General features: G+C 60.1%; 23 protein-coding genes and 1 pseudogene. 9 read left to right on the top strand and 15 right to left on the bottom strand.

Annotated features, from left to right (window positions below):
* Nucleotides 1-51 precede the first annotated feature (51 nt).
* Together M5G18_RS15645 and M5G18_RS15640 are read left to right on the top strand one after the other, a co-directional pair.
* Complete coding sequence (locus tag M5G18_RS15645; protein WP_273900233.1) at nucleotides 52-393, top strand: hypothetical protein; 342 nt, start codon at nucleotides 52-54, stop codon at nucleotides 391-393.
* Between the two features lie 50 nt (nucleotides 394-443).
* Complete coding sequence (locus tag M5G18_RS15640; protein ID WP_258713553.1) at nucleotides 444-1,589, top strand: PQQ-dependent sugar dehydrogenase; 1,146 nt, start codon at nucleotides 444-446, stop codon at nucleotides 1,587-1,589.
* A gap of 4 nt (nucleotides 1,590-1,593) precedes the next feature.
* Here the strand turns inward: M5G18_RS15640 and rimI are convergent, their stop codons facing one another.
* On the bottom strand, nucleotides 1,594-2,697 hold the full coding sequence (gene rimI / locus M5G18_RS15635; RefSeq protein WP_273900234.1) for a ribosomal protein S18-alanine N-acetyltransferase: 1,104 nt from the start codon (nucleotides 2,695-2,697) through the stop codon (nucleotides 1,594-1,596).
* Between the two features lie 92 nt (nucleotides 2,698-2,789).
* Between rimI and M5G18_RS15630 the strand changes: the two genes are divergently transcribed.
* The 3 genes and pseudogenes from M5G18_RS15630 to ilvA all read left to right on the top strand — a co-directional run.
* Nucleotides 2,790-4,364, top strand: a complete 1,575-nt coding sequence (locus tag M5G18_RS15630; RefSeq protein ID WP_273900235.1) for a RimK family protein — start codon at nucleotides 2,790-2,792, stop codon at nucleotides 4,362-4,364.
* A gap of 7 nt (nucleotides 4,365-4,371) precedes the next feature.
* Nucleotides 4,372-5,295 (top strand): magnesium transporter CorA family protein, encoded by a 924-nt coding sequence (locus tag M5G18_RS15625; RefSeq protein ID WP_273900236.1) that lies wholly within the window; start codon nucleotides 4,372-4,374, stop codon nucleotides 5,293-5,295.
* 204 nt (nucleotides 5,296-5,499) lie between these two features.
* A pseudogene (ilvA, locus tag M5G18_RS15620) lies at nucleotides 5,500-6,489 on the top strand (threonine ammonia-lyase, biosynthetic); the annotation flags it as partial.
* 26 nt (nucleotides 6,490-6,515) lie between these two features.
* Here ilvA and eco read toward each other — a convergent pair.
* The gene (gene eco / locus M5G18_RS15615) at nucleotides 6,516-7,001 is read right to left on the bottom strand and encodes a serine protease inhibitor ecotin (protein WP_273900237.1); all 486 of its coding nucleotides are present in this window, start codon (nucleotides 6,999-7,001) and stop codon (nucleotides 6,516-6,518) included.
* A 371-nt stretch (nucleotides 7,002-7,372) separates the two neighbouring features.
* Here eco and M5G18_RS15610 point away from each other — a divergent pair, with 371 nt between their 5' ends.
* Nucleotides 7,373-7,639 carry a DUF1652 domain-containing protein gene (locus tag M5G18_RS15610; protein WP_273900238.1) on the top strand — a complete coding sequence of 89 codons (267 nt, stop codon included), beginning with the start codon at nucleotides 7,373-7,375 and terminating at the stop codon, nucleotides 7,637-7,639.
* Here M5G18_RS15610 and M5G18_RS15605 read toward each other — a convergent pair.
* The gene (locus tag M5G18_RS15605) at nucleotides 7,636-8,034 is read right to left on the bottom strand and encodes a hypothetical protein (RefSeq protein ID WP_236192918.1); all 399 of its coding nucleotides are present in this window, start codon (nucleotides 8,032-8,034) and stop codon (nucleotides 7,636-7,638) included. The genes M5G18_RS15610 and M5G18_RS15605 overlap by 4 nt on opposite strands.
* A 90-nt stretch (nucleotides 8,035-8,124) precedes the next feature.
* Nucleotides 8,125-8,394, bottom strand: a complete 270-nt coding sequence (locus M5G18_RS15600) for a DUF2790 domain-containing protein (protein ID WP_273900240.1) — start codon at nucleotides 8,392-8,394, stop codon at nucleotides 8,125-8,127.
* Here M5G18_RS15600 and M5G18_RS15595 point away from each other — a divergent pair.
* Both M5G18_RS15595 and M5G18_RS15590 read left to right on the top strand, forming a co-directional pair.
* Complete coding sequence (locus tag M5G18_RS15595; protein WP_273900241.1) at nucleotides 8,387-8,524, top strand: hypothetical protein; 138 nt, start codon at nucleotides 8,387-8,389, stop codon at nucleotides 8,522-8,524. The genes M5G18_RS15600 and M5G18_RS15595 overlap by 8 nt on opposite strands.
* 355 nt (nucleotides 8,525-8,879) lie before the next feature.
* The gene (locus M5G18_RS15590; protein ID WP_085745757.1) at nucleotides 8,880-9,176 is read left to right on the top strand and encodes a hypothetical protein; all 297 of its coding nucleotides are present in this window, start codon (nucleotides 8,880-8,882) and stop codon (nucleotides 9,174-9,176) included.
* Between the two features lie 61 nt (nucleotides 9,177-9,237).
* Here M5G18_RS15590 and M5G18_RS15585 read toward each other — a convergent pair whose 3' ends face one another.
* The gene (locus tag M5G18_RS15585; RefSeq protein ID WP_273900242.1) at nucleotides 9,238-9,786 is read right to left on the bottom strand and encodes a hypothetical protein; all 549 of its coding nucleotides are present in this window, start codon (nucleotides 9,784-9,786) and stop codon (nucleotides 9,238-9,240) included.
* Nucleotides 9,786-11,771 carry a type VI secretion system Vgr family protein gene (locus tag M5G18_RS15580; protein ID WP_273926141.1) on the bottom strand — a complete coding sequence of 662 codons (1,986 nt, stop codon included), beginning with the start codon at nucleotides 11,769-11,771 and terminating at the stop codon, nucleotides 9,786-9,788. The genes M5G18_RS15585 and M5G18_RS15580 overlap by 1 nt, the downstream gene beginning before the upstream one ends.
* A gap of 361 nt (nucleotides 11,772-12,132) precedes the next feature.
* Here M5G18_RS15580 and M5G18_RS15575 point away from each other — a divergent pair, with 361 nt between their 5' ends.
* Complete coding sequence (locus tag M5G18_RS15575) at nucleotides 12,133-13,434, top strand: OprD family porin (RefSeq protein WP_064381736.1); 1,302 nt, start codon at nucleotides 12,133-12,135, stop codon at nucleotides 13,432-13,434.
* A 152-nt stretch (nucleotides 13,435-13,586) separates the two neighbouring features.
* Here M5G18_RS15575 and M5G18_RS15570 read toward each other — a convergent pair whose 3' ends face one another.
* From M5G18_RS15570 to M5G18_RS15530, 9 genes are all read right to left on the bottom strand, one after another.
* Nucleotides 13,587-14,207, bottom strand: coding sequence for a transglycosylase SLT domain-containing protein (locus tag M5G18_RS15570; RefSeq protein WP_039768240.1), 621 nt, complete (start codon nucleotides 14,205-14,207; stop codon nucleotides 13,587-13,589).
* Between the two features lie 44 nt (nucleotides 14,208-14,251).
* Entirely contained in the window at nucleotides 14,252-15,190 is a 939-nt protein-coding gene (locus tag M5G18_RS15565; RefSeq protein ID WP_273899419.1) for a carbohydrate kinase family protein, read from the bottom strand.
* Nucleotides 15,191-15,203: 13 nt separating this feature from the next.
* Nucleotides 15,204-16,700, bottom strand: coding sequence for a xylulokinase (gene xylB / locus M5G18_RS15560; RefSeq protein WP_273899422.1), 1,497 nt, complete (start codon nucleotides 16,698-16,700; stop codon nucleotides 15,204-15,206).
* 206 nt (nucleotides 16,701-16,906) lie between these two features.
* Nucleotides 16,907-18,379, bottom strand: coding sequence for a mannitol dehydrogenase family protein (locus M5G18_RS15555; RefSeq protein ID WP_273899423.1), 1,473 nt, complete (start codon nucleotides 18,377-18,379; stop codon nucleotides 16,907-16,909).
* A gap of 16 nt (nucleotides 18,380-18,395) precedes the next feature.
* Nucleotides 18,396-19,499, bottom strand: coding sequence for an ABC transporter ATP-binding protein (locus M5G18_RS15550; protein ID WP_273899424.1), 1,104 nt, complete (start codon nucleotides 19,497-19,499; stop codon nucleotides 18,396-18,398).
* A gap of 23 nt (nucleotides 19,500-19,522) precedes the next feature.
* Entirely contained in the window at nucleotides 19,523-20,353 is an 831-nt protein-coding gene (locus M5G18_RS15545) for a carbohydrate ABC transporter permease (protein ID WP_007957423.1), read from the bottom strand.
* A gap of 8 nt (nucleotides 20,354-20,361) precedes the next feature.
* The gene (locus M5G18_RS15540) at nucleotides 20,362-21,288 is read right to left on the bottom strand and encodes a carbohydrate ABC transporter permease (protein ID WP_039768250.1); all 927 of its coding nucleotides are present in this window, start codon (nucleotides 21,286-21,288) and stop codon (nucleotides 20,362-20,364) included.
* A 93-nt stretch (nucleotides 21,289-21,381) separates the two neighbouring features.
* Nucleotides 21,382-22,692, bottom strand: a complete 1,311-nt coding sequence (locus tag M5G18_RS15535) for an ABC transporter substrate-binding protein (protein ID WP_273899426.1) — start codon at nucleotides 22,690-22,692, stop codon at nucleotides 21,382-21,384.
* Nucleotides 22,693-22,919: 227 nt separating this feature from the next.
* The gene (locus tag M5G18_RS15530; protein WP_273899427.1) at nucleotides 22,920-23,825 is read right to left on the bottom strand and encodes an AraC family transcriptional regulator; all 906 of its coding nucleotides are present in this window, start codon (nucleotides 23,823-23,825) and stop codon (nucleotides 22,920-22,922) included.
* Between the last annotated feature and the right edge of the window lie 63 nt (nucleotides 23,826-23,888).

The following is a 23,888-nucleotide window of genomic DNA, read 5'->3' as shown; positions in this document are numbered from 1 at the left end:
CGTAGCGTGGACTCGAAGGCTCTAGTCCCTGCGCACTGAAAGAGGCTGCTCATGAACCGTTTCCTGCTTGGCATTGCGTTGCTCGCCCTCAGTGGCGGGCTGGTTCACGCCAATGGCGCAATAACCCATTTGTCGCTGCTGCTGGCACAAAGTCCGACCGGCAACAGCAACAACCCCTACAACAGCCCGATCCGCCGGGCGAACCCCAACAGCATGCAAGGCACCCAGCCCAGCGCTCCGCCTGTTCGCGGGCCGAACACGGTGCCCGTGCCACGGCCACCGACCCTGGAAAACCGCGGCATCGGTAATGGCCAGCCGCTGCGCTCCGTCCCGAGCACGCCACCCACCTTCATTCCCAATCCTCCAGCCCGTGACAGCGGAAGCAACCGTTGAATGGCAGAACCGCTTCTGTCAGCCCTTCAAACGAACAAAAGGAATCGTGCATGTTGCGTAAAACCCTTCTGGCCGGCCTGTGTGCCAGTGCACTGATCGCCGCCCCGGCGTTCGCTGCCGCCCCCAAAGAGCTGCAAAGCGAGCAGGGCACCCTTGAAGTCACGACGATTACCCAAGGGCTCGAACACCCATGGGCCTTGGCGTTCCTGCCGGATCGTCAGGGCATGCTGGTGACCGAGCGGCCGGGCAACCTGCGTGTGGTAGGCGCTGACGGCAAACTGTCTGCGCCGATCACCGGTGTACCGGATGTCTGGGCCAAGGGGCAGGGCGGATTGCTCGATGTGGTGCTGTCACCGGACTTCAAACAGGATCGCCTCGTGTACCTGTCCTACGCCGAGGGCGGCGGTGCAGGTGACAAGGCCGGAACGGCGGTCGGGCGCGGGCGCCTGTCGGATGACCTGAAAACCCTGAAGGACTTCAACGTGATTTTCCGTCAGGAGCCGAAACTGTCGGTCGGCAACCACTTCGGCTCGCGGCTGGTGTTCGACCGGGACGGTTATCTGTTCATTACCCTGGGCGAAAACAACGACCGCCCGACCGCGCAGGATCTGGACAAGCTGCAAGGCAAGGTCGTGCGGATCTACCCTGACGGCAAAGTGCCCGATGACAATCCCTTTGTCGGCCAGTCCGGCGTACGCCCGGAGATCTGGTCCTACGGCCACCGCAATCCCCAGGGCGCAGCACTCAATCCCTGGACCGGAACCGTGTGGGAAAACGAGCACGGCCCGCGCGGCGGCGACGAGGTGAACATCATCGAACGCGGCAAGAACTACGGCTGGCCGCTGGCGACCCACGGCATCAACTACTCCATGCAACCGATCCCGGAAGCCAAGGGCAAAACCGCGGAAGGCACGGTCGGGCCGCACCATGTCTGGGAAAAATCCCCGGGCGTCACCGGCATGGCGTTCTACGATGCCGATCGCTTCAAACCCTGGCAGCACAACGTGTTCATCGGAGCACTGGTGACGCAGGAGTTGATTCGCTTGCAGTTCGACGGCGACAAGGTGGTGCATGAAGAACGCTTGCTGGGCGAACTGAAACAGCGGATCCGTGATGTGCGCCAAGGGCCGGATGGTTACCTGTATGTGCTGACCGATGAGTCCGACGGTTCGCTGTACAAGATCGGACTCAAATGAACCTTCACGCGGGTGAGCGGGTGTAGAGCACCACCGCCGCCCGCAACTTGCCACGACCGAAGCGGCACATCTTCTCGAACTCCCCATGGCTGACCGGCACGTGCTGGCAGTCCATGGGCTGGCGATGCTGGCTGTGATCGACATCCGGGTCGTGCAGGTAGACGAAGTCTTCGTCGCAGTCGGTGACGATCACCCAATGCGGCGACTTGGAGCGTGTCAGGCGATAGCTGCTGATCAGCACCAGAGGCTGTCCACCGTTGGCCAGCAACGTGGGTAAATCCAGCGCTACGCCGATGACCTGATCGACATCGGTGTCGTTCAGTTGCGCCATGAACGCGTCATGCACCAGGCGCATGACGTCTTTTTTATGCGCATCGCGCACGCCGTCGAGAAACAGCGGCCCGCTCATGCTCAGTTGCAAACGCACTTTGAAACCCCGGCGCCACGCCGCCAGCGCCAGGCCCTGCGGGCTGCAACCGCCATGACCGGCTGTCATGAACACCGTGGTTGCCTCGCGCCAAAACTGCAATTCTTCGCGCCGCTCCAGCAAACGATCGGTCTGCAACGCACCCATGGCCATCAGCAGGCAGGCTGGGCCGCAGGTGAAATCGGTGGTTTGTCGGTAGTAGGGGACCTTGATGTTGCGTGAGTCGCGGTGCTGGAGAATGCGTTTCTCCAGACGCAGTGCGTCGGCGTGATCCTCGTAATAGTCATGGATCAGCGCAAAGCGCCGGTAACCGTTGCGCTCGTAAAGGGCGATGGCGGTGGGGTTGTCGGTGCGCACTTCCAGCCGCAGGTAGGCGCAGTCGTTCTCGAGCGCGCAGGCCTCGATTCGTTGCAGCAATTGCTTGCCCAGACCAGTGCCGCGCGCCTCGGGAGCAATCGCAATTGAATACAACCGGGCCAACGAGGTGCCGCGATGAAACAGCACCAGCGCATAACCCGCCAGTTGACCCTCGCGCTCGGCCACCCACAATTGCCCGTGGGCCCGGGTGATCATCCATTGGAAACTGCGGCGGGTGAGCCGGTCCGTTGTGAAGCAGTGCATCTCCAGCGTGAGCAACGCTGGCAAATCATCAACGACCGCCAGGCGAAAAACAGCATTCATATGACCACCGTAAAAGTTGCGTAACGAAACGGGACTTTCGAAAAACTTCGTGCTTAATAGAAAAGGTCTTGTTCTCCAACGGATCAATTTCTATGTCAGCGGTACAGGGTCATTGGCGCGAAGTATCCAGTCAAAGTTTGCCACCGGCAACTTATTTAAAACCGCAGATCAGAACTTCCAGTCAAGTGTTGATCATCGTCGAACGCAAGGAAGACTGGGCCTCGTACTTTCCCAGCGAAGACATCCTGACGGCCCAGGAATACCTCGAACAACCTCCCGACAGCGAGCCGGGAAAACGGGTGCAGGTGATCAACCTGTGCCGCAGCTACAAGTACCTGGGCCACGGCTATTACTGCTCGCTGCTGGCCGAAGCCCGGGGACACAAGGTGATTCCGTCGGTACGCACCATCAGCGAACTGACCCGAAAATCCCTTTACGGCTTGGCGCTGGACGACCTGGATAAAACCCTGGAAAAAGCCCTCAGCCATCATCTTTACAGCGACACCGAAGGTTTTACGCTGACACTTTATTTCGGCAGAACACATATCGAGCCGTTGCAGGATCTGGCCCGGCAATTGTTTGAAGTGTTTCCGTGTCCGATTCTGTTAGTTGAATTCCGTCGAACTAACGGCTGGCACATCGAAGGTATAAAGTCCGGCGCCTTGCACAAGTTGCGTGACGATCAGGAAGATCAGTTCGCCAATGCGCTGGACGGCTTCAGTCGCAAGATCTGGCGTGTTCCGCGTTCGCCACAAGTAGCGCGTTATGACCTGGCGATCCTGCATGATCCGCAGGAGGCGTTACCGCCATCCAACGCCAAGGCATTGGAAAACTTTGTCCGGGTCGGCAAGGGCATGGGCATCGATGTCGAACTGATCGAGCGCAAGGATTACGCAAGGCTGGCCGAGTACGACGGCTTGCTGATCCGCGAGACCACCAGCGTCGACAACCACACTTACCGCTTCGCCAAGAAGGCTGAAAGCGAAGGGCTGGTGGTGATGGACGACCCGACGTCGATCCTGCGATGCACCAACAAGGTCTACCTCACCGACCTGCTCAACAGCCATCAACTGGGCATGCCTGCTACGGAAATTCTCTACAAGGAGCGACCCGAAGACTTCGAACGTGTCGGCGAACGCCTCGGTTTTCCGCTGGTACTGAAGATCCCCGACGGCTGTTTCTCCCGTGGCGTGATCAAGGTCGAGAGCCAGCAGGCCTTGCTCGAAGCCACCGCCGAACTGTTCGAACACTCGGTGCTGTTGCTGGCCCAGGAATTCTTCTACACCGAGTACGACTGGCGCATCGGCGTGCTCAACCGCAAACCGATCTTTGCCTGCCAGTACTTCATGTCCAAGGGCCATTGGCAGATCTACAACCACAAGGCCAAGGGCCAGGACGTCAACGGCGAATGCCGTACGCTGGCAATTCACGAGGCACCGCGCGCGGTGGTGGAACTGGCGGTGAAGACCGCCAACCTGATCGGCGACGGCTTGTACGGTGTTGACCTGAAACAGGCCGGCGACAAGGTGGTGGTAATCGAGGTCAACGACAACCCGAACCTCGACGCCGGCATCGAAGACGCCTACCTGCAGGACGATTTGTATTCGCTGGTACTGGAAGAGTTCGTGCGGCGTCTCGAACTCAAACGCCGCGGCCAGGCCTGGTGACCGGCCGATGATCAACAGCTTTGCACTGAATCACGGCGGTTTGCAGCGGGTCGAGCGGCTGGACGCCGAGGTGATGCTGTTCAGCGACCCCGACGCTGGCGAGCGCGACTTGCTGCACAGTCATTTCAAACTCGATGAGCACGCGTTGGCCTCGGCGCTGGATCCGGACGAGGTGTCGCGGATCGAGTTTCACCCCGATCACTTGTTTCTGATCTGGAAACGCCCGGAAAACTATTCCGGCGGCGGCAGCCTGGCGTTCGAGGTGTCGTCCTGTGGTTTGCTGTTCTCACCGGGCCAGTTGCTGGTGATCGCCACGGACGACACGCCGCTGCACGGTGTCGGCACACGTCAGCCACTGAACACGCCGCTGGACGTGTTGCTGGATCTGCTGTTCAACAACATCCATCACTACCTCGGGCATCTGAAGGTGATCAAACTGGTCGCCCGGGAGTTGCAGCAGAAATTCAACGCCTCGATGCAAAACCAGCATCTGGTGCAGATGTTCAACCTCAGCGAAAGCCTGATCTATTACATCAACGCCCTGCACAGCAACGGCGCGGTGCTGACGCGGTTGCGCAATCACGCGGAAAAACAGCATTTCGGCAGCGAAGCGATCGGCCTGATCGACGACCTGATCATCGAAAACAACCAGTGCTACAAGCAGGCGGAAATCTACTCGACGGTGTTCTCCGGGCTGATCGACGCCCGGGGCAACCTGATGAACAACAGCATGAACAACCTGCTGCGCAAACTGACGCTGATCAACGTGGTGTTCCTGCCGCTCAACCTGATTGCCAGCATTGGCGGCATGTCGGAATTCAGCATGATGACCGCCGGCACGCCGTGGTGGGTGTCGTACCCGTTGTTCCTGGCGGCAATGCTGCTGGGGGCGGGCGGGATGCTGTTCGGGCTCAGGCGTCTGGCGAAATGAAAGCAAAATTCGCCATTGACTTGCCAACAGCGCCCGGGCTAATTTCGGGGCCATGACTTCCACCGTACTGCGCTGCCAGCCAAGCATTATTACCGCCATTCCTCATTTGGCGGGCTAGCTCACGACTGCAGCACCCAACCCGCCCTAGAGGCGGGTTTTCATTTTCTGTCTCCGGGGTTCTGAATCAAACGTCAGGAGACGACCATGCGCTACAGCCCCGCCCAGCAAGCCCTGCTTGAGCAGTACGTGAAAAAGATCCTCGCCGCTCCGGTGTATGAACTGGCGGTGCGCACGCCGCTGCAACCGGCGCCGGCGCTGTCCGAAGCGCTGGACAACCGGATCCTGCTCAAGCGCGAAGACCTGCAACCGACGTTCTCCTTCAAGATCCGTGGTGCGTACAACAAACTGGTGCAATTGAGCGACGAGCAGAAGGCGCGCGGAGTAATCACGGCGTCGGCGGGCAATCATGCACAAGGCGTAGCGCTGGCGGCGCGTGAGCTGGGCATTGCCGCGACCATTGTCATGCCGGCAACCACGCCTGAGTTGAAAGTGCTGGGCGTCAGTAGTCGCGGAGCTGAGGCGCTATTGCATGGCGAAAGCTTTCCGTTTGCCCTGGCCCACGCGTTGCAACTGGCTGAGCAGACCGGCCGAACTTTTGTCTCGCCTTTCGACGATCCCGATGTGATCGCCGGCCAAGGCACGGTCGCGATGGAAATCCTGCGCGAGCATCAGGGCGCACTGGATGCGATCTTCGTTCCGGTGGGCGGTGGCGGGCTGATCGCCGGCATCGCGGCGTATGTGAAATACCTGCGGTCGGAGGTGCGGATCATCGGCGTGGAGTCGGAGCACTCGGCCTGCCTGAAGGCTGCCATGCAAGCGGATGAGCGAGTGGTGCTGCCCAATGTGGGCACTTTCGCCGATGGCGTGGCGGTGGCGCAGATCGGCGCTTACGGGTTCGAGGTTTGCCGCTTCTGCGTGGATGAGGTCATTACCGTCAGCAACGATGAGCTCTGTGCAGCCATCAAGAATATCTACGACGATACCCGCTCGATCACCGAGCCTTCAGGTGCATTAGCGGTCGCGGGCATCAAACAGTACGTGGCGCAAACCGGCGCACGGAATCAGACGTTCATTGCCATCGATTCCGGCGCCAATATCAACTTCGACAGCTTGCGCCATGTCGCCGAACGAGCGGCGGCGTGCGGTGTTGTGGCTTGAGATTATTCGGGAATGGCCACGCCAATCTTGTCCGAGGCCGACCAGATGCGGAAGCGCACTTCGACGTCCTGCGGTGCGTAAATCACGATCGGCAGCTTGCTGTTGTAGCGCACGGTGAAGCCTTCGCCGATCACCGGTACGAACGCGCGTTTTTTCTGAGTGCCGGGTGGGCAGGCCATCAGCGTGCTCATCGGGCCGCTGACTTTCTCCAGGCGGTAGAACGGATAGCCCCAGCCTTCGAGGTTTTTCTCTTCGAGGGTGCCGCCCAGGCGCTGGCGATTGCAGTCGACTTCAAGGGTCTTGCCGGCGAGGATTTCGACTTTGAAGTTTTCTTCCTGGGCTTGTTGAGGCAGATGGATGACCTGGCGCGTGAAGCCCGCTTCGGCCTTCGGATAAGGTGCGGTGTCTTCGAGTTTGGCGGCGTGGGTGAGGGTGGACAGGCTGGCGAGCATTAGGCCGGCCGTCGCGTAAACAGTGAAATTTCCCATTGAAGCCTCCTGGCGGGTGTACGTTGGTTGACGGGCATTCTCACTGCCATGGCCGATGAATGCAAACCACCAGCCGCGTGCAAATTGCAGTGTCTGCACGATCGAATCTTGCATTTTGCAACTGGCCAGTGGCCTGCCTTTTTGCCAAGCCATTGATTTGCAAGGAGGTGAAAGCGACCCGATGAAAGGCACGTTTTATGCGTTCATTTGGTGCGGCGCACCGAGTTTGGGCGCCTACACTCCAATGGGCATTTCGCAGTACAGCCGCTTGTCACACCCAGGGATTCAGCGGGGATACACCCGTGGGAAGTCGTGGCAACGGTCAACGTGAATACTTGATTGGCAGTCTCACAGTAAGGAGAGGTTTCGCCATGTTTCTGTCTGCCTTGGAACTCCGCAACATCATAGAAAGCAGCTTTCTACCGAAACGCTGCCAGTGCACGCTGTCCCCGGATCTGTCGATGACCGTCAAGGTGTATGGCGATCACCAGACCGATCAGGTTGAGCTGCTGGTGAGTGGCATCGATGCCAGTCACTTGAACAGCTGTCGCGAAATCAACGGCCTGATCGCCGGGCTGCGCTCGGATCTTGCGCAACACGCAGCAACTCATTCAGTGCCGCGATCCCGAGTCGTCTAACCGACTGTTTCACCCAGTTCGACCGTCACGCGCCGGGCCTGCAAGAAGCCAAGGCCCAGCGCGAACTCGACCAGCACCGCGAGCAGAATCCCGGGGCCGGCGTGGCCGTTGAGCCATTCAGCAAACCCCAGCACCGCCAGGCCAAAACAGCCGACGATAAAGCCGTTGCTCAGTGCATTGCGCGCGATCGACACCGGCGCGTTGCGCACCAGATAAAACATTACCCCCAATGCTGCAAACAGCACCGCGCTGCGCCGTGCGACGAATCCAGCTGCCTCTGAATACTCAATGCTCCAGATCGCCAGCAACACCTGTGGCGCCAGACCCCATGCAAGAGAAAGCAGAAAACACAGGCAGAAGGTGATGGTCGAGAGCGTGCGAAACGACAACTGCATGGCGAATCCTTGCGGCAGTGAGGAGGGCCCCGAGCATACCCTTCGAGACCCGTACTCGCCTACCGCAAAGCCGCAAATCAGAGCTTTCTGTCAGTTCTGGAAGTTGCAGGCGTCAGACATTTTCCGGTAACTGATTTCCTCGGGTTTGCCGGCGTTGTCGAGGTACTTCATGTCGGCGGTAATGACCTTGCATTGTTGCGTCTGCGGTTCGGTCATCGAGATCACTTTGCTGACGTGCAGCGGCATGCCATATTCGTAGGGCACAGCCTTGGTGTTGGCGGACGTGTCATTGGCCTGGGCCAGCCCCGCAAACGCGGTGCAGGCGAGGGCGGTGGTGAGCAGGAACGGACGAATGTTCATGATGGACTCCGGTGCGACGGAAATTGAGTTCGGCATGTTGCAAGCCAAACCTGCCGCACTCGGCGTCAGCCAGGGGCTGAGGGTGTGCGGTTCAGTAGAGTTTTTGACCGCGGCGTTAAGCGATGGTTAACCGGGCTGAACGCCGGCTGTCTGAGCGGGGATTGTTTCGTGGGGGAGTCTCGGCGGATTCCTACAAGGGTGGATGCCTTGTCTGCTTTCGGGGGCTGGAGCGGGGCGGTTATGGTTTGGCGTCGCTGCAAAATCAGCGGCTTAGGTTTGGTCACCTGAAAAACTCGACACATCTGTGCCATGATTCGCGCCGCGGACACTCACGTCTTCGGAGTACATTGCTGTGGCGGCTGTGTGCAGGGGCGCCTTCGGGCGAGCTGATCGGGTTTCTCAGTTGACCAAGCCTTGCATACAGTCCGCCTCCCATCGTTTGGTCACGGTGTCGGCGGGTCATTGAAGCCTATCGAGTAATGACAATGCCAATCCTGAAACCAAGCTCCGCTCGCTATCTCCCGCTCAACAGCGGCGTCACCGACAGCGCACCGCTGGTCATCGACACCCAAGCCAACCCGAAAGACCTCTTCGAAGCCGCCGTACAACGCATCCGCGCCGCCAGCGACCTGCTCGAAACCCTGCACTGCCTGTGCTTCAAACACGCCGATGTCCAGGACATTCCCCACATCACCCATGCGCTGTATCTGCTGACGCAGGATGGCAGTGATTTGCTGCAGGTTGCGCAGCAGAAAATGTTGAACTGGACCGCACCGGTCTGACGTTTCACCAGCGTTCAACGGGGGACGCGATGGTCCCCTGTTGAAGAAAAAACCTCAGCGACTACGGGTAAGGTTTCAGCTCAATCAGCGATTCGCCGGTTGCAGGAACGGGCAGCTCATCCGTTTCGAGGTAAGCATCCGAAGGACCGTAAATCAGGTACTTGTGGACGCTTTCATGTCCGACGTTCTCGAATATCACTCGAGGGCTTTTCGAGCCGCTGAATACCCAGCTAGGACGGTTCCTTTCGGCAAACTCCACACGGTGTATCCGTCTGTCGCTTGTATCTCGAAAGAACAAGATACCTTGTTGGTAGTTGGAGCTGAACTCGCCGGTAATCAGCAAGACATTCACGTCGTTGCCTATAGAAACGCACTGCCAATCGACACGGCTGCCATTAGACGCGTCGGCATCCGCATACAAGAATCTGGTTTCGTGTTTCTGACTGATTTTGTAAACGTGAGAGTCGGAGAGGGGATGGCCCCGCAGCAAGGACAGTCTGCTGTCGGGGCCTGCCAGATCACACTCAGCCACCGTCGTGAACGGTGGCTGAGCGGCAATGACATGAAGGCTTGATGCGATGAGTCCAGCCGCGATGACTGCGTTGCGCATCAAGCCGACTTCACAACCTGTTTCGGCGAAACGACGGTGCCAGGCTTGTCGTTGGCGGCCGGTGTCGGAATGACGGGCGGCAGAATCGCGATCCCGGTGCCAGCGCCTGGCGCACCGCCGGTGTTGGCCTTCACCTCGGCACCGCTGATGGTCACACCACCGGCATCAACCTTGACGAAACTGCCGCCAGCCTTGGCCGTCAGTTCCATGCCGCCTTCGATCACCACCTTGTCACCGGCGTGGTAGTGAATCTCCGTACCAGCCTCAACGAACTGCCCGGTGCCGACTTTCACATGCTGGGTCACGCCCACGGTCAGGTGATCGTTGGCGCGCATTTCGCTCTTGCGGTCCAGGTGGGTGATGCGGTGTTCCTCGACCTTGAATTCACTTAAAACATTGGCTTCAACGGTGTCATGCCGTTCATTGCCGACGCGGATCTTCTGATCGTGCTCGATGTTCTCGTCCCAGTCGCGCTGGGCGTGGATGTAGATCTGCTCGACGCCTTTCTTGTCTTCGATGCGGAACTCGTTGTAGCCCTTGCCGCCCGGTGAACTCAGGGTCTTGAAGGTGCTGCGGGTCTTGTTCGCAGGCAGGTCGTAAGGAACGACGTTTTCCTTGTGGTACAGGCAACCGGTCACCAACGGCTGGTCGGGGTCACCTTCAAGGAAGGTCACCAGCACTTCCATGCCGATCCGTGGAATGGCGATGCCGCCGTAGGCCGCGCCGGCCCAGCCGCTGGCGACGCGCAGCCAGCAGGTGGTCTTGTCGTCTGCCTGGCCTTCGCGGTCCCAGTGGAATTGCACCTTCACGCGACCGTATTGGTCGCAGTGGATTTCTTCGCCGCCGGGGCCAGTGACGATGGCGGTCTGGCTGCCGAGGATTTTCGGTTTCGGATGTTCGAGGGCAGGGCGGAAGTGGGCGTCCCACGGGGTGGCCACGAAGCTGTTGCGGTAGCCCTGGTGGAAATCGCTCTTGTTGTCGGTGACGTCGCTGGTGACGTTTTCGCCCAGCACTTGCGGCTGCTTGCCTTCGTGGAAGATTTCCAGCAGCAGCCACATATCATTCCATTCGGCGCGCGGGTGTTCGGCCAGGGTCATGAAATGGCCGGTCGTCAGGGTCGGCTCGTCACCTTTGCCCTCGGCGAGTTTGTAGTCACTGCGATGGCGTTCCAGCGCGCGGGTCGACAGGAACTTACCGCGTTCGCGCGTGGTGAAACGGCCGGGGTAATCGTAGTCTTCCAGATCCGGCATGAACGCGGATTTGGCCGCGCCTTCGGGCAGAATCTTCGGTTTCTCGAAATCGTAGTCGCGGCGGCTGACGCGGCTGGTGCGGGTTTCCAGACGCAGGTTGAAGCGCTTGATCACTGGTTTGTCGGCGGTCATGCCGGAGTCTTGCTGGTAGTTGACCGGTTTCAGTTTGCGGAACACGGTCTGGTCGTCGCCGAACACCAGCTTGTGGCCGCTGCTGCTGTGCTGGAAGTGGAAGTGAATGCCTTCTTCTTCGCACAGGCGCTGGATGAAATGCAGGTCGGATTCGTCGTACTGCACGCAGTAGTCGCGTTCCGGGTACTCGGCGCTGAGCTGGAAGCTGTAGGCGTTGGCCAGAATGCCGCGATCTTCCAGTACCTGAGCAATGATCTTCGGCACCGTCAGTTGCTGAAAGATCTGCTGGTCATGGTTGTGCCGCAGGTAGGCCAGTTGCGGCACCAGACTGATGCTGTAACGGGTCAGGGTCTTGCCGGAATCGCCTTGCTCGATGCGGTACACAAGACCATGAATCTTGCCCTCGCCGGTGGCGCCGAAGGTCAGGCAGCCGGGCTTGTGCAGAAGTTCTTCAAGTTTGAGGTCGGGGCGGGCGCTGACCAGTTCGATGTCGAAACGGAACGGCTCGTTGAGGGCTTCGCGACCGGTGAAGCTGAGGACTTGCAGGTCGGCGGAGGCGCCTTCGAGCGTGAGGGTAATGTGGGTAGCGTTGGCGTCCAGCATGCCTTGTTTTCCGTCCTTTGGATTAGCGTGGGCGGATGGTGCAGGATTAAACGGCCTCGTTCAAGGCGCAAATGCCGTAGACGCACAGGCCTGACGGTATAGGGAAAACCCTTAGATCCACGGTTTTGCCCAGTAAAACCGGCACTTGCGGATGGACCGATCTGCCGCGAACGCCGCATCCGGCAACCGGGAACAATCAGTCAGTTTCAGACTAAAGTCGCCTGTAGCACGTCAAAGCCATCTGCCATCATTGCCGCTCACCCCGCGTGTTCACTGCCTCCCGGTTCTTTATTGACCTGGGACGGGAGCTATTTCTGGTTGTTTGCGCCTCTGCGCAATCGTTGTTCTGTTGGAGTTTTCAATGCGTCCCCCATTTCCCCTCATCACCCCGCGCCAGTCGCTTGGCTTCGGAGCCTTTGTGCTGTGCGCCGGTTTTACCGCGCAGGTCCAGGCCAGCGGTTTTTTCGAAGACACCACGGCGAAGATCGAGTCGCGCACGGTGTACTTCAACCGCGATTTCCGTGACGGGCACACCTCCAGTGATCAGGGCGCGTCCAAGCGCGAAGAGTCGGCGCAGGGCTTCATTCTCAATCTGCAATCGGGCTACACCGAAGGCACCGTCGGTTTTGGTATCGATGCACTGGGCATGGCGGGCTTCCAGCTCGATTCCAGCCCGGATCGCAGCAACAGCGGCCTGTTGCCGTCCAGCGGCGACAACCCGCGCGGCTCGAAAGGTCAGTACGCAAAAATGGGCCTGACCGCCAAGGTCAAAGTCTCGGACACGGTGCTGAAATACGGCGCGCTGCTGCCGGATCTGCCGTTGCTCAAGTACAACGACGGCCGCCTGCTGCCGACCATGTTTAACGGCGCGATGCTGACCTCCAAGGAGGTGAAGGACCTGACCTTCATGGCCGCGCGTCTGGACAAGTACACCGCCCGGGATTCGACCGATTCGCAGGACATCCGCGTGCACTGCAAGAACAAGCGCTATGCCTGCAACACCACCGCCGATCATTTCGACATGTACGGCTTCGACTACAAGATCAACGATCGCCTGACCGCGCAGTACCACTACGCCGAGCTGGAAGACATCTATCGCCAGCACTTCGTGGGTCTGCTGGCCAATCAGCCACTGGGTGACGGCGTGTTGAAAGCCGATCTGCGGTTGCTGAAAAGCGCCGACAGCGGTGATGCGAAAGCCGGTTCCATCGACAACCGCGCCTTGAGCGGCATGCTGTCCTACGGCATCAGCGGTCATACCTTCAGCGCAGGCTGGCAGCGCATGAACGGCGACAATTCGATGCCGTATCTGGATGGCAGCAACCCGTACCTGGTGAACTACGTGCAGGTCAACGATTTCGCCGCCGCGCAGGAACGTTCCTGGCAGCTGCGTTATGACTATGACTTCAAGGCGATCGGCATCAACGGCCTGAGTTTCCTGACCCGTTACGTGAACGGCGATCACATCAAGGTGCCGGGCAGCGATCAGGAAGGCAAAGAGTGGGAACGCGACAGCGAGTTGAAATACGTGATTCAGACCGGCACGTTCAAGGACGTCAGCCTGCGGTTGCGTAATGCGACTTACCGCACCAACTACGAGAAGTTCGCCCGGGACGTGGATGAGACCCGGTTGATCGTGAGTTACAACTTTTCGGTGTTGTAACCCTTAGGTTGGGGGTGTCTGAGCTGACGCCATCGCTGGCAAGCCAGCTCCCACAGGTTTCCTTGGTGCTCACGAAATCGTGGCCACCGCAGATCCCTGTGGGAGCGGGCTTGCCCGCGATGGCGATCTCAATGTCACTGAGATCCTGGCATTTATAGCCAATGCCAGAACCGGCTCCAGAACCCGCGATTCAGATCATCCTTGCACGCCGCGTATTGCTGACCGTACATGTCCGAGCGGTTCTGCACCTTGCGCGCCACCGGCGGCAGCCACGCCTTGCTGGCGTAGGTCTTCTGGCGAAAACCGCCCCAGCCTTCGTGGTAGTTGAGGTACTGGTTGTAGGCGTCGTACTTGTACACGCCGTTGATCGAGGTGGTCTTGTCCATGTACCAGCCAACGAAGTCGATGGCGTCGTCGAAGTCTTCGCGATCGGCGCCATATCGGCCGGTGCTTTTCTGGTAGTCGGACCAGACTTCATCCTTGGCCTGCGCATAACCCGATGCCGTCGAAACCCGGCCCCACGGGATCACCCACAACAGGTATTTGCGCGGCGTCTTGGCGTCGTAGCGGTAGCCGGACTCCTGATACATGATCGCGAACGGCACCTGGATCGGTACGCCCCAACGCTTTTGCGTGACTTGCGCCGCGTCGTACCAATCACTTTTTTCGCGGAAAATCTCGCAGAGGTTTTCCGGTGAACGCGGCGGCGATGTTCCGCAACCGGTCAACAGTGCCGCCAATACCAACAGACCAACCGTGCGCCCCGAATTCAAAAGCCGTCATCCCGTCGTGCAAAAAAGGGCGCCAGTCTACGCGGTCAGGTCAACTGGTGGCGATAAGGCAAATCCGGACCTGTTTTACTGCATGTAAGGGCGGCGGCCTGTACGGCAAACCCGAGCATGCCGTCGATCTGTTCGCGGCTCAGGCGCTGCACGCCTTCCACCGAATCCAGCTCATGCTCGGTCAGCCAGGTGATCAGCGCGGCCTGGAAGGTATCGCCGGCGCCGACGGTATCGGCGATCTTCACCGAGCTTGCCGGCACCGACCATGAACCGTGAGCGCGGCTGAATACGGTCGCGCCTTCACCGCCACGGGTCAGGAACACCACCTGGCAACGATGCTGCAACCAGCCTTCGATCACGCGCGCCGGGTCCTGCTCGGGATACAGCAGGCTCAAGTCTTCGTCGCTGACCTTGATCAGGTCCGCCAGTGGCACCAGCGTAGCGATTCGTTCGCGCCACAGGTCGATGTTCGGCTCGGGGTTGAGGCGCACGTTCGGGTCGAGGCTGATCAGGCGTTTGCCGCTTTCACGCTGCACCAGAGCAAGCAAGGTATCGGCAATCGGTTGAACCACCAGCGAGAAGGAACCGAAGTGCAAACCACGCACTTCAGGGCCCAACGTTGGCAGGTGCGCCAGACTCAACTGGCGGTCGGCGCAACCTTCGCCACGGAAGCTGTAATGCGGCGAGCCATTGGCGCCCACCGCGACCATCGCCAGGGTGGTCGGCGCAGCGAAATCCACCAGGTAATCCGGGCTTACGCCTTCATCCTGCAGCACTTGCTGCAAGCGCCGGCCGAGGTAGTCGGTGGACAACCCGCCGAACAGCGCCGAATCCACGCCCAGACGGCGCAAACCCACCGCCACGTTGAACGGCGAGCCACCGGCAATCGCCTTGAAATTGACTTTCGATGCCTGCCCGCCGGCATCGTCTTCGCTGAAGAAATCGAACAGCGCTTCGCCACACACCAGGTACATAGTTGTTTGCTCTTTATAAGGTTGCGACATGCAGTCGATAGCGTTCATAGGCCTGCTGGAACGCCGCGACATTCGCGGCAACCGGCAGGGTTTCACTGTTCAGGTCGAGCTTCACGCAGCGCTGGCACAGGTCGGCAAGGGTGTCTTCGTGGCCGTTCGACCACGACTTGCACCACGCCGCCTGAATCGCCGCGCCCAGCGCAGCGGCTTCGCTCTGCTCGGTGCAGATCACCGGGGTGTTCATGATGTCGGCGACGATCTGCCGCCACACCGCGCTTTTCGAACCGCCGCCGATCAGGCAAATGCTGCGGCTTTGTAAACCATTCTGGCGTAGCAGATCCAGTCCATAACGCAGGCCGAAGGTCGTGCCTTCGACGGCGGCGCGGCACAGATTGGCTTGCGTCAGGTTATCGATCGTCAGGCCATGCAGGCTGCCGCTGGCGTGGGGCAGGGGTGGCACGCGTTCGCCGTTGAGGAACGGCAACATGCTCACGCCCTCGGCGCCGATCGGGGCTTGGGCCACCAAGGCGTTGAAGGCGTCGAGATCGAGGTCGAACAATTCGCGGATCGCGCCGGTGGCGTTGGTCAGGTTCATGGTGCAGATCAACGGCAACCAGCCACCGCTGGACGAACAGAAGGTCGCGACCGACGCGTCCGGGCTGACCTTCGGCGCCTCCGCGTAGGCGTACACCGTGCCGGAAGAACCGAGGCTCATGGTGATCGCGCCCGGTTGAATATTGCCGGTGCCGATGGCGCCCATCATGTTGTCGCCGCCACCGCTGGATACCACTGCGTTGGGGTTGATGCCCAACTGGTCGGCAACCGCCGGCAGGATCGTGCCAACCGTTTGATGGGCGTCGATCAGCTCTGGCAGCGCGGATTGCAGGCGGCCACTGGCGTCGATGTCGCGCAGCAGCTGCAAATCCCATTGGCGGGTGCGCACGTTGAAATAGCCTGTGCCGGATGCGTCACCGTATTCGCTGCAAGCACGGCCGGTGAGCCAGAAATTCAGGTAGTCGTGGGGTAGCAGGATTCGTGCGATGCGCGAGAATACATCCGGATGCTGGTCCTTGGTCCACAGCAGTTTGGAGACGGTGTAGCCCGGCGCGATGACCACGCCGAGGCGCTCCAGCGAGCCTTGTTCACCGCCCAGGTGAGTCAGCAGGCGGTCGTTTTCAGGTGTGGTTTCAGTGTCGCACCAGAGCTTGGCCGGGCGCAGGGCCCGGCCTTGATCGTCGAGCAGCACCAGGCCGTGTTGCTGGCCGGAAACACCGATGCCTTGGATCGACTGGCCGTCGACATTTGCCGCCAATAAAGCGCGGCGTGTGGCGAGGGCGAAGGCTTCCAGCCATTGCGCGGTGTCTTGCTCGCGACGACCGTTGGCGCCGCTGATCATCGTGTGGGCGGCGGCGCCCTGGCCCAACACCTGACCGCTGGTGGCGTCGAGGATGATGGCTTTGGTGCCTTGGGTGCCGCAGTCGATGCCGAGGAAGAGTTGTTGGTTGTTCATGGTGTGAGCCTGTAGGTTTTTTGGCGACATCTAAAGCCACCCCTCACCCCAGCCCTCTCCCCAGAGGGGAGAGGGGGAAAGGGAGCAGATCGTGGGGCCTTTCAATTCCTGAGTTCGACTCCGGATTCTCAGGTCGATGTACCTCAAAAGAGCGCCTCGGTCAGTTCCCTCTCCCTCCGGGAGAGGGCTAGGGTGAGGGGGGCTTTTCAGGCGAGAACCCGTTCCAGAGTCCGAGTGACGCCTTCCTCTCGCAAGTTGTTCAGGCACCACTCAAACGCCGCCACAAACTCAGGCGAACGCGGTATCGCCGTACCGAAGATTTCTTCAACCCCCAACAACCGCTCAGTAATCAGCGCATCCTCCGCCACCAACGCCTGACAGAATGCCGCCCGAGGATCCGGAATCGAATAAGTGTCGCCATTCTCATCCACGCCCTTCAAGTAAAGCGCCCAGGCCGCCACCACCAATGCTGCCCGTTTGGTCTCCTGCCCATCGGCAATCAACCGATTGATCGTCGGAATGGTGAACTTGGGAAACTTCGACGACCCATCCGAGCAAACCCGCTCCAGCTGATCGGCAATCGCCTGATTGGAAAACCGCGCCACCAGCGTGTCCTTGTACTCGGTCAGGTCGATCCCCGGCACTGGCGCCAGTTGCGGGGTCACGTCCAGGTCCATGTAGGCGCGCATGTAGCGCACGAACAGCGGGTCGTTCATGGTCTCGTGAACGAAGCGGTAACCCTTCAAAAAGCCCAGATAAGTCAGGGCCAGATGACTGCCGTTGAGCAGTTTGATCTTCATCTCTTCGTAGGGCGAAACATCGTCGGTGAACTGCACGCCGACCTTTTCCCAGGCCGGGCGGCCGTTGACGAACTTGTCCTCCAGCACCCATTGCACGAACGGCTCGCAGACCACCGGCCAGGCGTCGTCGACGGCGTGTTTGTCCGCCAGTTGCAGGCGATGCGCGGTGCTGGTCATCGGCGTGATGCGGTCGACCATGGCGTTGGGGAAACTGACGTTGGCGTCGATCCAGTCGCGCAAGTCCGGATCCAGCAGCGCGGTAAAGGCCAGCAGTGCCTTGCGGGTGACGGCGCCGTTGTGCGGCAGGTTATCGCAGGACATCACGGTGAACGCCGGAATGCCCGCCGCACGCCGTCGGGCCAGTGCCGCACAGAGGAAACCGAACACGGTTTTCGGCTGTTGCGGGTACGTCAGGTCGTGCTGAATCTGCGGCAGGTGCGCCATGAACTCGCCGTTGCTGTCATCGATGCAATAACCGCCCTCGGTGATGGTCAGCGAGACGATGCGGATCTGCGGGTCGGTAAGTTTGTCGATCAGCACCTGGGCGCTGTCCTCGGCCAGCAGCATGTCGCGGATCGCACCGATGACGCGGACTTCGGTGTCGTCGCTATCGCCGAGTTCGAACAGGGTGAACAGGTAGTCCTGCTCCTTGAGGTCGTCCCGGGCGCGGCGGTCTTCGCCGCGCAGGCCGACGCCGCAGATGGCCCAGTCCAGCGCTTCGCCGGTGTTCATCAGCGCATCGGTGTAATACGCCTGATGCGCGCGATGGAAGCCGCCGACGCCAATGTGGGCAATGCCCTGGCGGGTGTCGCTGAGGCTGTAGGCCGGCAGCTTCACTTCGGCGGCCAGGCGGTTGAGGTTTTGCTTGTTCAGTTTCATCGGGTCAGTCTCGAAATCAGGCGGCCGCGCGCATCGGGCGGGTCAGTGCCACGCCGTCGGCATCGAACAGATGGCAGTGGGCAGCGTCCAGGTGCAGGTTCAGTTGTTCGCCGTAACGGCTCGCCAGATCACCGCGCACGCGCATGGTCAGGGCTTCGCCGGCGTTGGTCTTGACGTGGCAGAAGGTGTCGCTGCCCAGCCGTTCGCTGACGTCAGCGGTGACTTGCAGGGTGCAATCGCCCGCTTGTGCCAGCTCCAGATGTTCCGGGCGAATGCCCAGGGTCACGGCGCTGCCGACGCTCAGGTTCGACGCGTTGAACGGCAGGGTGATGCGGGTGCCGGCGTCCAGCGAAACTTCACAGCTCGCGCCATCGACTCGCGTGATCTGGCCCTTGAGGAAACCCATTTTCGGCGTGCCGAGGAAACCGGCGACGAACAGGTTGGCGGGGTTGTGATACAGCTCCAGTGGCGAGCCGACCTGTTCGATCTTGCCGCCATTGAGCACCACAACCTTGTCGGCCATGGTCATGGCTTCGACCTGATCGTGGGTCACGTAAATCATCGTCGCCTTGAGGTCCTTGTGCAGGCGCAGCAGCTCCAGGCGCATCTGCACCCGCAGGGCGGCGTCGAGGTTGGACAACGGCTCGTCGAACAGGAAGATTTTCGGGTTGCGCACGATCGCCCGGCCGATGGCCACGCGCTGACGCTGGCCGCCGGACAGTTGCTTCGGCTTGCGTTCGAGCATCGGGCCCAGTTCGAGGATGCGCGCCGCTTCGCCGACTTTCTTCTCGACTTCAGCTTTCGGAACGCCGGCGAGGTCGAGGGCGAAGGACATGTTTTTCTTCACGGTCATGTGCGGGTACAGCGCGTAGGTCTGGAACACCATCGCCAGATCGCGCTTCGCCGGGCTGACTTCGGTGATGTCGCGCCCGTCCAGTTCGATGGTGCCGCCGCTGACTTCTTCAAGGCCGGCGATCAGTCGCAGCAGGGTGGATTTGCCGCAGCCCGACGGGCCGACGAACACAACGAATTCCTTGTCGTTCACCTCAAGGTCGATACCCTTGATGATGGAAAAACCTTCGAAGCCTTTTTGCAGATTCTTGATTTTCAGGTTGGCCATGGTGGCGCTCCTCATGCGAATTCTTATTTGACGGCGCCGAACGACAGGCCGCGCACCAGTTGTTTCTGGCTGATCCAGCCAAAGATCAGGATCGGTGCGCAGGCCAGGGTCGAGACGGCCGACAACTTGGCCCAGAACAATCCTTCGGGGCTTGAGTAGGAGGCGATCAACGCGGTCAGTGGCGCGGCTTTGGACGAGGTCAGGTTCAGCGACCAGAACGCCTCGTTCCAGCACAGGATCAGCGACAGCAGCACGGTCGACGCCAGGCCGCCCTTGGCGATTGGCAGCAGCACGCGGAGCATTTCCTGGGCGAGGGTGGCGCCGTCGAGGCGGGCGGCTTCGAGGATGTCTTTGGGGATGTCCTTGAAGTAGGTGTAAACCATCCAGACCACGATCGGCAGGTTGATCAGCGTGTAAATCACGATCAGCGCAATGCGCGTGTCGAGCAGGCCGAAACTCTTGGCCAGCAGGTAGATCGGCATCAGCACACCCACCGGCGGCAGCATTTTGGTGGAGAGCATCCACAGCAGCGTGCCTTTGGTGCGCTGGGTTTCGTAGAACGCCATTGAGTAAGCCGCCGGCACCGCGATCAGCAGGCACAGAGCCGTGGCGCTGAAGGAAATCACCACTGAGTTCCAGGCGAAACTGAAGTAGTCGCTGCGCTCGTTGATGTGCAGATAGTTCTCCAGCGTCGGCGTGAAGATGAACTGCGGCGGTGTGGCGAAGGCGTCGATTTCGGTCTTGAAGCTGGTCAGCACCATCCAGAAGATCGGGAAGAAAATGATGATCGCGATGGCCCAGGCTAGCGTGCCGAGCAGCAGGCTTTGCAGCCGGCGGGATTGTTGAAGAGTCATGGCGGGCCTCAGGCTTTGTCAGTCAGGTTTTTGCCGATCATCCGCACCAGAATGATCGCGGCGATGTTGGCGATGACCACGGCGATCAGGCCGCCGGCCGAGGCCATGCCGACGTCGAACTGCACCAGCGCCTGGTTGTAGATCAGGTAAGCGAGGTTGGTCGACGCGTAGCCGGGGCCGCCGTTGGTGGTGGTGAAGATTTCGGCGAACACCGACAGCAGGAAGATGGTTTCAATCATCACGACTACGGCAATCGGACGCGCCAGGTGCGGCAAAGTCAGGTGCCAGAAGATCGCGATCGGGCCGGCGCCGTCGAGGCGGGCGGCTTCTTTCTGTTCCTGGTCGAGGGACTGCATGGCGGTCATCAGGATCAGGATCGCGAAGGGCAGCCATTGCCACGAAACAATGATGATGATCGACAGCAGCGGGTAGTGGGCCAGCCAGTCCACTGGCTGCGCGCCGAACAGTTTCCAGATGTAGGCCAGGATCCCGGACACCGGATGGAAAATCAGGTTCTTCCAGATCAGCGCACCGACCGTGGGCATGATGAAGAACGGCGAAATCAGCATCACCCGCACGATGCCGCGACCGAAGAACTCACTGGCCTCCAGCAACGCACTGATCAATACGCCGAACACCACGCTGATCAGCAGCACGCTGCCCACCAGCAGCAAGGTGTTGGTGGCGCCGGGCATGAAGCCGGAGTCGGTCAGGAAGTAGGTGAAGTTTTCCAGCCCGACGAATTCGTTGGTGCCCGGGTCGAGCAGGTTGTAGCGGATCATCGAGAAATAGACGGTCATGCCCAGCGGCACGATCATCCACAGCAGCAACAGGGCCACCGAAGGGCTGACCAGAAACCAGCCGGGATTGGCCACACGGCTTTTGCGCCGGGGCTGCGACAGGTCGATGTGGGCTTTGGCAGTTGAAGTATTCATGGTGATCACAACCGAGTCATACAGACCTATGGAGATCCCGTGCGGGAGCGAGCAATCTCGCTCCCGCAGGAGGCAGGAGAGGCTTTCGCAGGATTACTTCGGATAACCCGCGCGCTTCATCTCGCGTTCGGTGGTTTGCTGGGCAGCGGTCAACGCCTGGTCGACCGTGGTCTGGCCGATCAGCGCTGCCGAGAACAGCTTGCCGATCTGGGTGCCCACGCCCTGGAATTCAGGAATGGTCACCAGTTGGATGCCGATATACGGCACAGGTTTGAGGGTCGGTTTGCTCGGATCAGCCGCTTTCAGCGATTCCAGCGTGACCTTGGCAAACGGTGCGGCGCTCATGTACGCGTCGCTGTAGGTCGAGGCGCGGGTGCCCGGCGGAACGTTGGCGATGCCGTCGGTTTTGGCGACCAGCTCGCCGTACTCTTTGGAAGTAGCCCACGCGCTGAACTCCTTGGCGGCGTCCTTGGCCTTGGAACTGGTCGGAATCGCCAGCGCCCACGAATACAGCCACGCCGAGCCTTTATCCGTGACCTGATGCGGCGCGTAGGTGAAGCCGACGTGATCGGCGACCTTGCTTTGAGTCTTGTCGGTGACGAACGAGCCGGCGACGCTGGCATCGACCCACATCGCGCATTTGCCGCTGTTGAACAGGGCGAGGTTTTCGTTGAAGCCGTTGCTGGAGGCACCGGGCGGGCCGGACTTCTTCATGGTGTCGACGTAGAAGTTCAGCGCGTTTTTCCATTCCGGACCGTTGAATTCCGGTTTCCACTGCTCATCGAACCAGCGCGCACCGTAGGCGTTGGCCACGGTGGTGATCAGCGCGATGTTTTCACCCCAGCCGGCCTTGCCGCGCAGGCAGATGCCGTACTGCTCCTTGTCCTTGTTGGTGAGTTTTTCGGCGAAGCCGGCGATCTGTTCCCAGGTCGGACGCTCCGGCATGGTCAGGCCGGCATCCTTGAACAGATCGGTGCGGTAATAGGTGATCGAGCTTTCGGCGTAGAACGGCAGGGCGTACAGCGAACCCTTGACCGACAGGCCTTCGCGCACCGACGGGAACACGTCGTCGAGGGCGTAGCTGGCCGGCAGATCCTTCATCGGTTCGAGCCAGCCTTTTGCACCCCAGAGTGCGGCTTCGTACATGCCGATGGTCAACACATCGAACTGACCGCCCTGAGTGGCGATGTCGGTGGTCAGGCGCTGACGCAGGACGTTTTCTTCCAGCACCACCCAATTGAGCTTGATATCCGGATGCTCGGTCTCGAAGGTTTTCGAGAGCTTTTGCATGCGGATCATGTCGCTGTTGTTGACGGTGGCGATGGTCAGGGTCTGGGCGCCAAGGCTGACGCTGCTGAGGGTCATGCAGGTGAGAGCCAGCAGAGCTTTTGCAGTGGGTTGCATCGTGCACTCCTTTTCTGCACCCGGTGAGGGGCAGAAGGACAGTTATTGTTTTTGTGTTCTTCCGGCGGGGGAAGAATGTGCACTGATTACAGCCTTCTAACGCAGGGCTGACAAATCATCCCTAGCACTTGAATCGATACTTTTTTGCACTCGGGATTGGCGCGATAAACGCAGGGAAGGGCGTTTCAGCAGGGTGGCAGGCATGAATCCGTACAGGTTTTGCCCGGTCAGCCGTGGTTTTGCTCGGTCAGGCGCTGCACCACGAGCCGCCGATAATGCGACGGCGTCATGCCTTTGAGCTGCTGAAAGCGCCGATTGAAATTGGAAATATTGTTGAAGCCCGACTCGAAACACACCTCGGTCACCGGCTTGTCGCCGTCCGCCAGCAGTTCGCAGGATTTGCTGATGCGCAGGCGATTGACGAATTCGATGAAATTGCGCCCGGTGGCTTGTTTGAACACGCGGCTGAAATAGGTCGGCTTCATGCCCAGGTGCTCGGCGACTTCCTCCAGCGGCAGTTCGCGGGCGTAGTGGGCGAAGATGTAATCCACCGCGCGGTTGGTGCGGTCGATGTTGTGTTCGTCGGCCAGTTGCGGGGTGGTTGCGCCGGACAGGAGTTGGTAGTCGTCGGTGGCGGCCAGCAATTCCATCAGGATGAAAAAATGGCCGAGGCGGGTGATGCCCTTGGTGTCGGCGATCTTCTGCATCAGGTTCATGGCCTGGCGGATTGTGCGCGGGCAACGGAATTCGATGCCGTACTGCGCACGCTCCAGCAGCGGTGCCAGAGTCTTTAACTCGGCGAACACCTGATGACCGCTTTCGAACAGCTCATCGGTGAAGTTGACCAGCATGTCGCGCTTCTCGACCACTTCGTCTTCGGCCACCTGACTGATCCAGTTGTGCGGCAGATTGGGCCCTGTGAGGAACAGCGTCTGCGGGTAGAAATTGCCGATGTAGTCGCCGATGAACACCTTGCCCGAACTGGCGACGATCAGGTGCAGTTCGTATTCCTTGTGAAAGTGCCAGCGCACCAGCGGGCAGGGGAAACCGTGCTGGCGGTAGATGATGGACAACCCGTTGTGGTCATCCATCAATTCATAAGAGGGGTCGGTGACACGGGCTGTTCGGGTCATGGTCGGCGCTTTTTTTGTTATCGCCCGGCGATCATGCCTCTTGTCGCGTCGGTTGCGCCAGTT

The sequence above is a fragment of the Pseudomonas aphyarum genome (assembly GCF_028657055.1).
GTDB classification, from domain to species: Bacteria; Pseudomonadota; Gammaproteobacteria; order Pseudomonadales; family Pseudomonadaceae; genus Aquipseudomonas; species Aquipseudomonas aphyarum.
Note: the sequence above shows the minus strand (reverse complement) of the source record. Positions and strands in the feature narration are given on the sequence as shown.

Excerpts from the sequence above, each read along its gene's own strand:
- M5G18_RS15645 (WP_273900233.1), top strand. The coding sequence starts at position 52 with ATGAACCGTTTCCTGCTTGGCATTGCGTTGCTCGCCCTCAGTGGCGGG.
- M5G18_RS15640 (WP_258713553.1), top strand. The coding sequence starts at position 444 with ATGTTGCGTAAAACCCTTCTGGCCGGCCTGTGTGCCAGTGCACTGATC.
- rimI (WP_273900234.1), bottom strand. The coding sequence starts at position 2,697 with ATGAATGCTGTTTTTCGCCTGGCGGTCGTTGATGATTTGCCAGCGTTG.
- M5G18_RS15630 (WP_273900235.1), top strand. The coding sequence starts at position 2,790 with ATGTCAGCGGTACAGGGTCATTGGCGCGAAGTATCCAGTCAAAGTTTG.
- M5G18_RS15625 (WP_273900236.1), top strand. The coding sequence starts at position 4,372 with ATGATCAACAGCTTTGCACTGAATCACGGCGGTTTGCAGCGGGTCGAG.
- eco (WP_273900237.1), bottom strand. The coding sequence starts at position 7,001 with ATGGGAAATTTCACTGTTTACGCGACGGCCGGCCTAATGCTCGCCAGC.
- M5G18_RS15610 (WP_273900238.1), top strand. The coding sequence starts at position 7,373 with ATGTTTCTGTCTGCCTTGGAACTCCGCAACATCATAGAAAGCAGCTTT.
- M5G18_RS15605 (WP_236192918.1), bottom strand. The coding sequence starts at position 8,034 with ATGCAGTTGTCGTTTCGCACGCTCTCGACCATCACCTTCTGCCTGTGT.
- M5G18_RS15595 (WP_273900241.1), top strand. The coding sequence starts at position 8,387 with ATGTTCATGATGGACTCCGGTGCGACGGAAATTGAGTTCGGCATGTTG.
- M5G18_RS15600 (WP_273900240.1), bottom strand. The coding sequence starts at position 8,394 with ATGAACATTCGTCCGTTCCTGCTCACCACCGCCCTCGCCTGCACCGCG.
- M5G18_RS15590 (WP_085745757.1), top strand. The coding sequence starts at position 8,880 with ATGCCAATCCTGAAACCAAGCTCCGCTCGCTATCTCCCGCTCAACAGC.
- M5G18_RS15585 (WP_273900242.1), bottom strand. The coding sequence starts at position 9,786 with ATGCGCAACGCAGTCATCGCGGCTGGACTCATCGCATCAAGCCTTCAT.
- M5G18_RS15580 (WP_273926141.1), bottom strand. The coding sequence starts at position 11,771 with ATGCTGGACGCCAACGCTACCCACATTACCCTCACGCTCGAAGGCGCC.
- M5G18_RS15575 (WP_064381736.1), top strand. The coding sequence starts at position 12,133 with ATGCGTCCCCCATTTCCCCTCATCACCCCGCGCCAGTCGCTTGGCTTC.
- M5G18_RS15565 (WP_273899419.1), bottom strand. The coding sequence starts at position 15,190 with ATGTACCTGGTGTGTGGCGAAGCGCTGTTCGATTTCTTCAGCGAAGAC.
- xylB (WP_273899422.1), bottom strand. The coding sequence starts at position 16,700 with ATGAACAACCAACAACTCTTCCTCGGCATCGACTGCGGCACCCAAGGC.
- M5G18_RS15555 (WP_273899423.1), bottom strand. The coding sequence starts at position 18,379 with ATGAAACTGAACAAGCAAAACCTCAACCGCCTGGCCGCCGAAGTGAAG.
- M5G18_RS15550 (WP_273899424.1), bottom strand. The coding sequence starts at position 19,499 with ATGGCCAACCTGAAAATCAAGAATCTGCAAAAAGGCTTCGAAGGTTTT.
- M5G18_RS15545 (WP_007957423.1), bottom strand. The coding sequence starts at position 20,353 with ATGACTCTTCAACAATCCCGCCGGCTGCAAAGCCTGCTGCTCGGCACG.
- M5G18_RS15540 (WP_039768250.1), bottom strand. The coding sequence starts at position 21,288 with ATGAATACTTCAACTGCCAAAGCCCACATCGACCTGTCGCAGCCCCGG.
- M5G18_RS15535 (WP_273899426.1), bottom strand. The coding sequence starts at position 22,692 with ATGCAACCCACTGCAAAAGCTCTGCTGGCTCTCACCTGCATGACCCTC.
- M5G18_RS15530 (WP_273899427.1), bottom strand. The coding sequence starts at position 23,825 with ATGACCCGAACAGCCCGTGTCACCGACCCCTCTTATGAATTGATGGAT.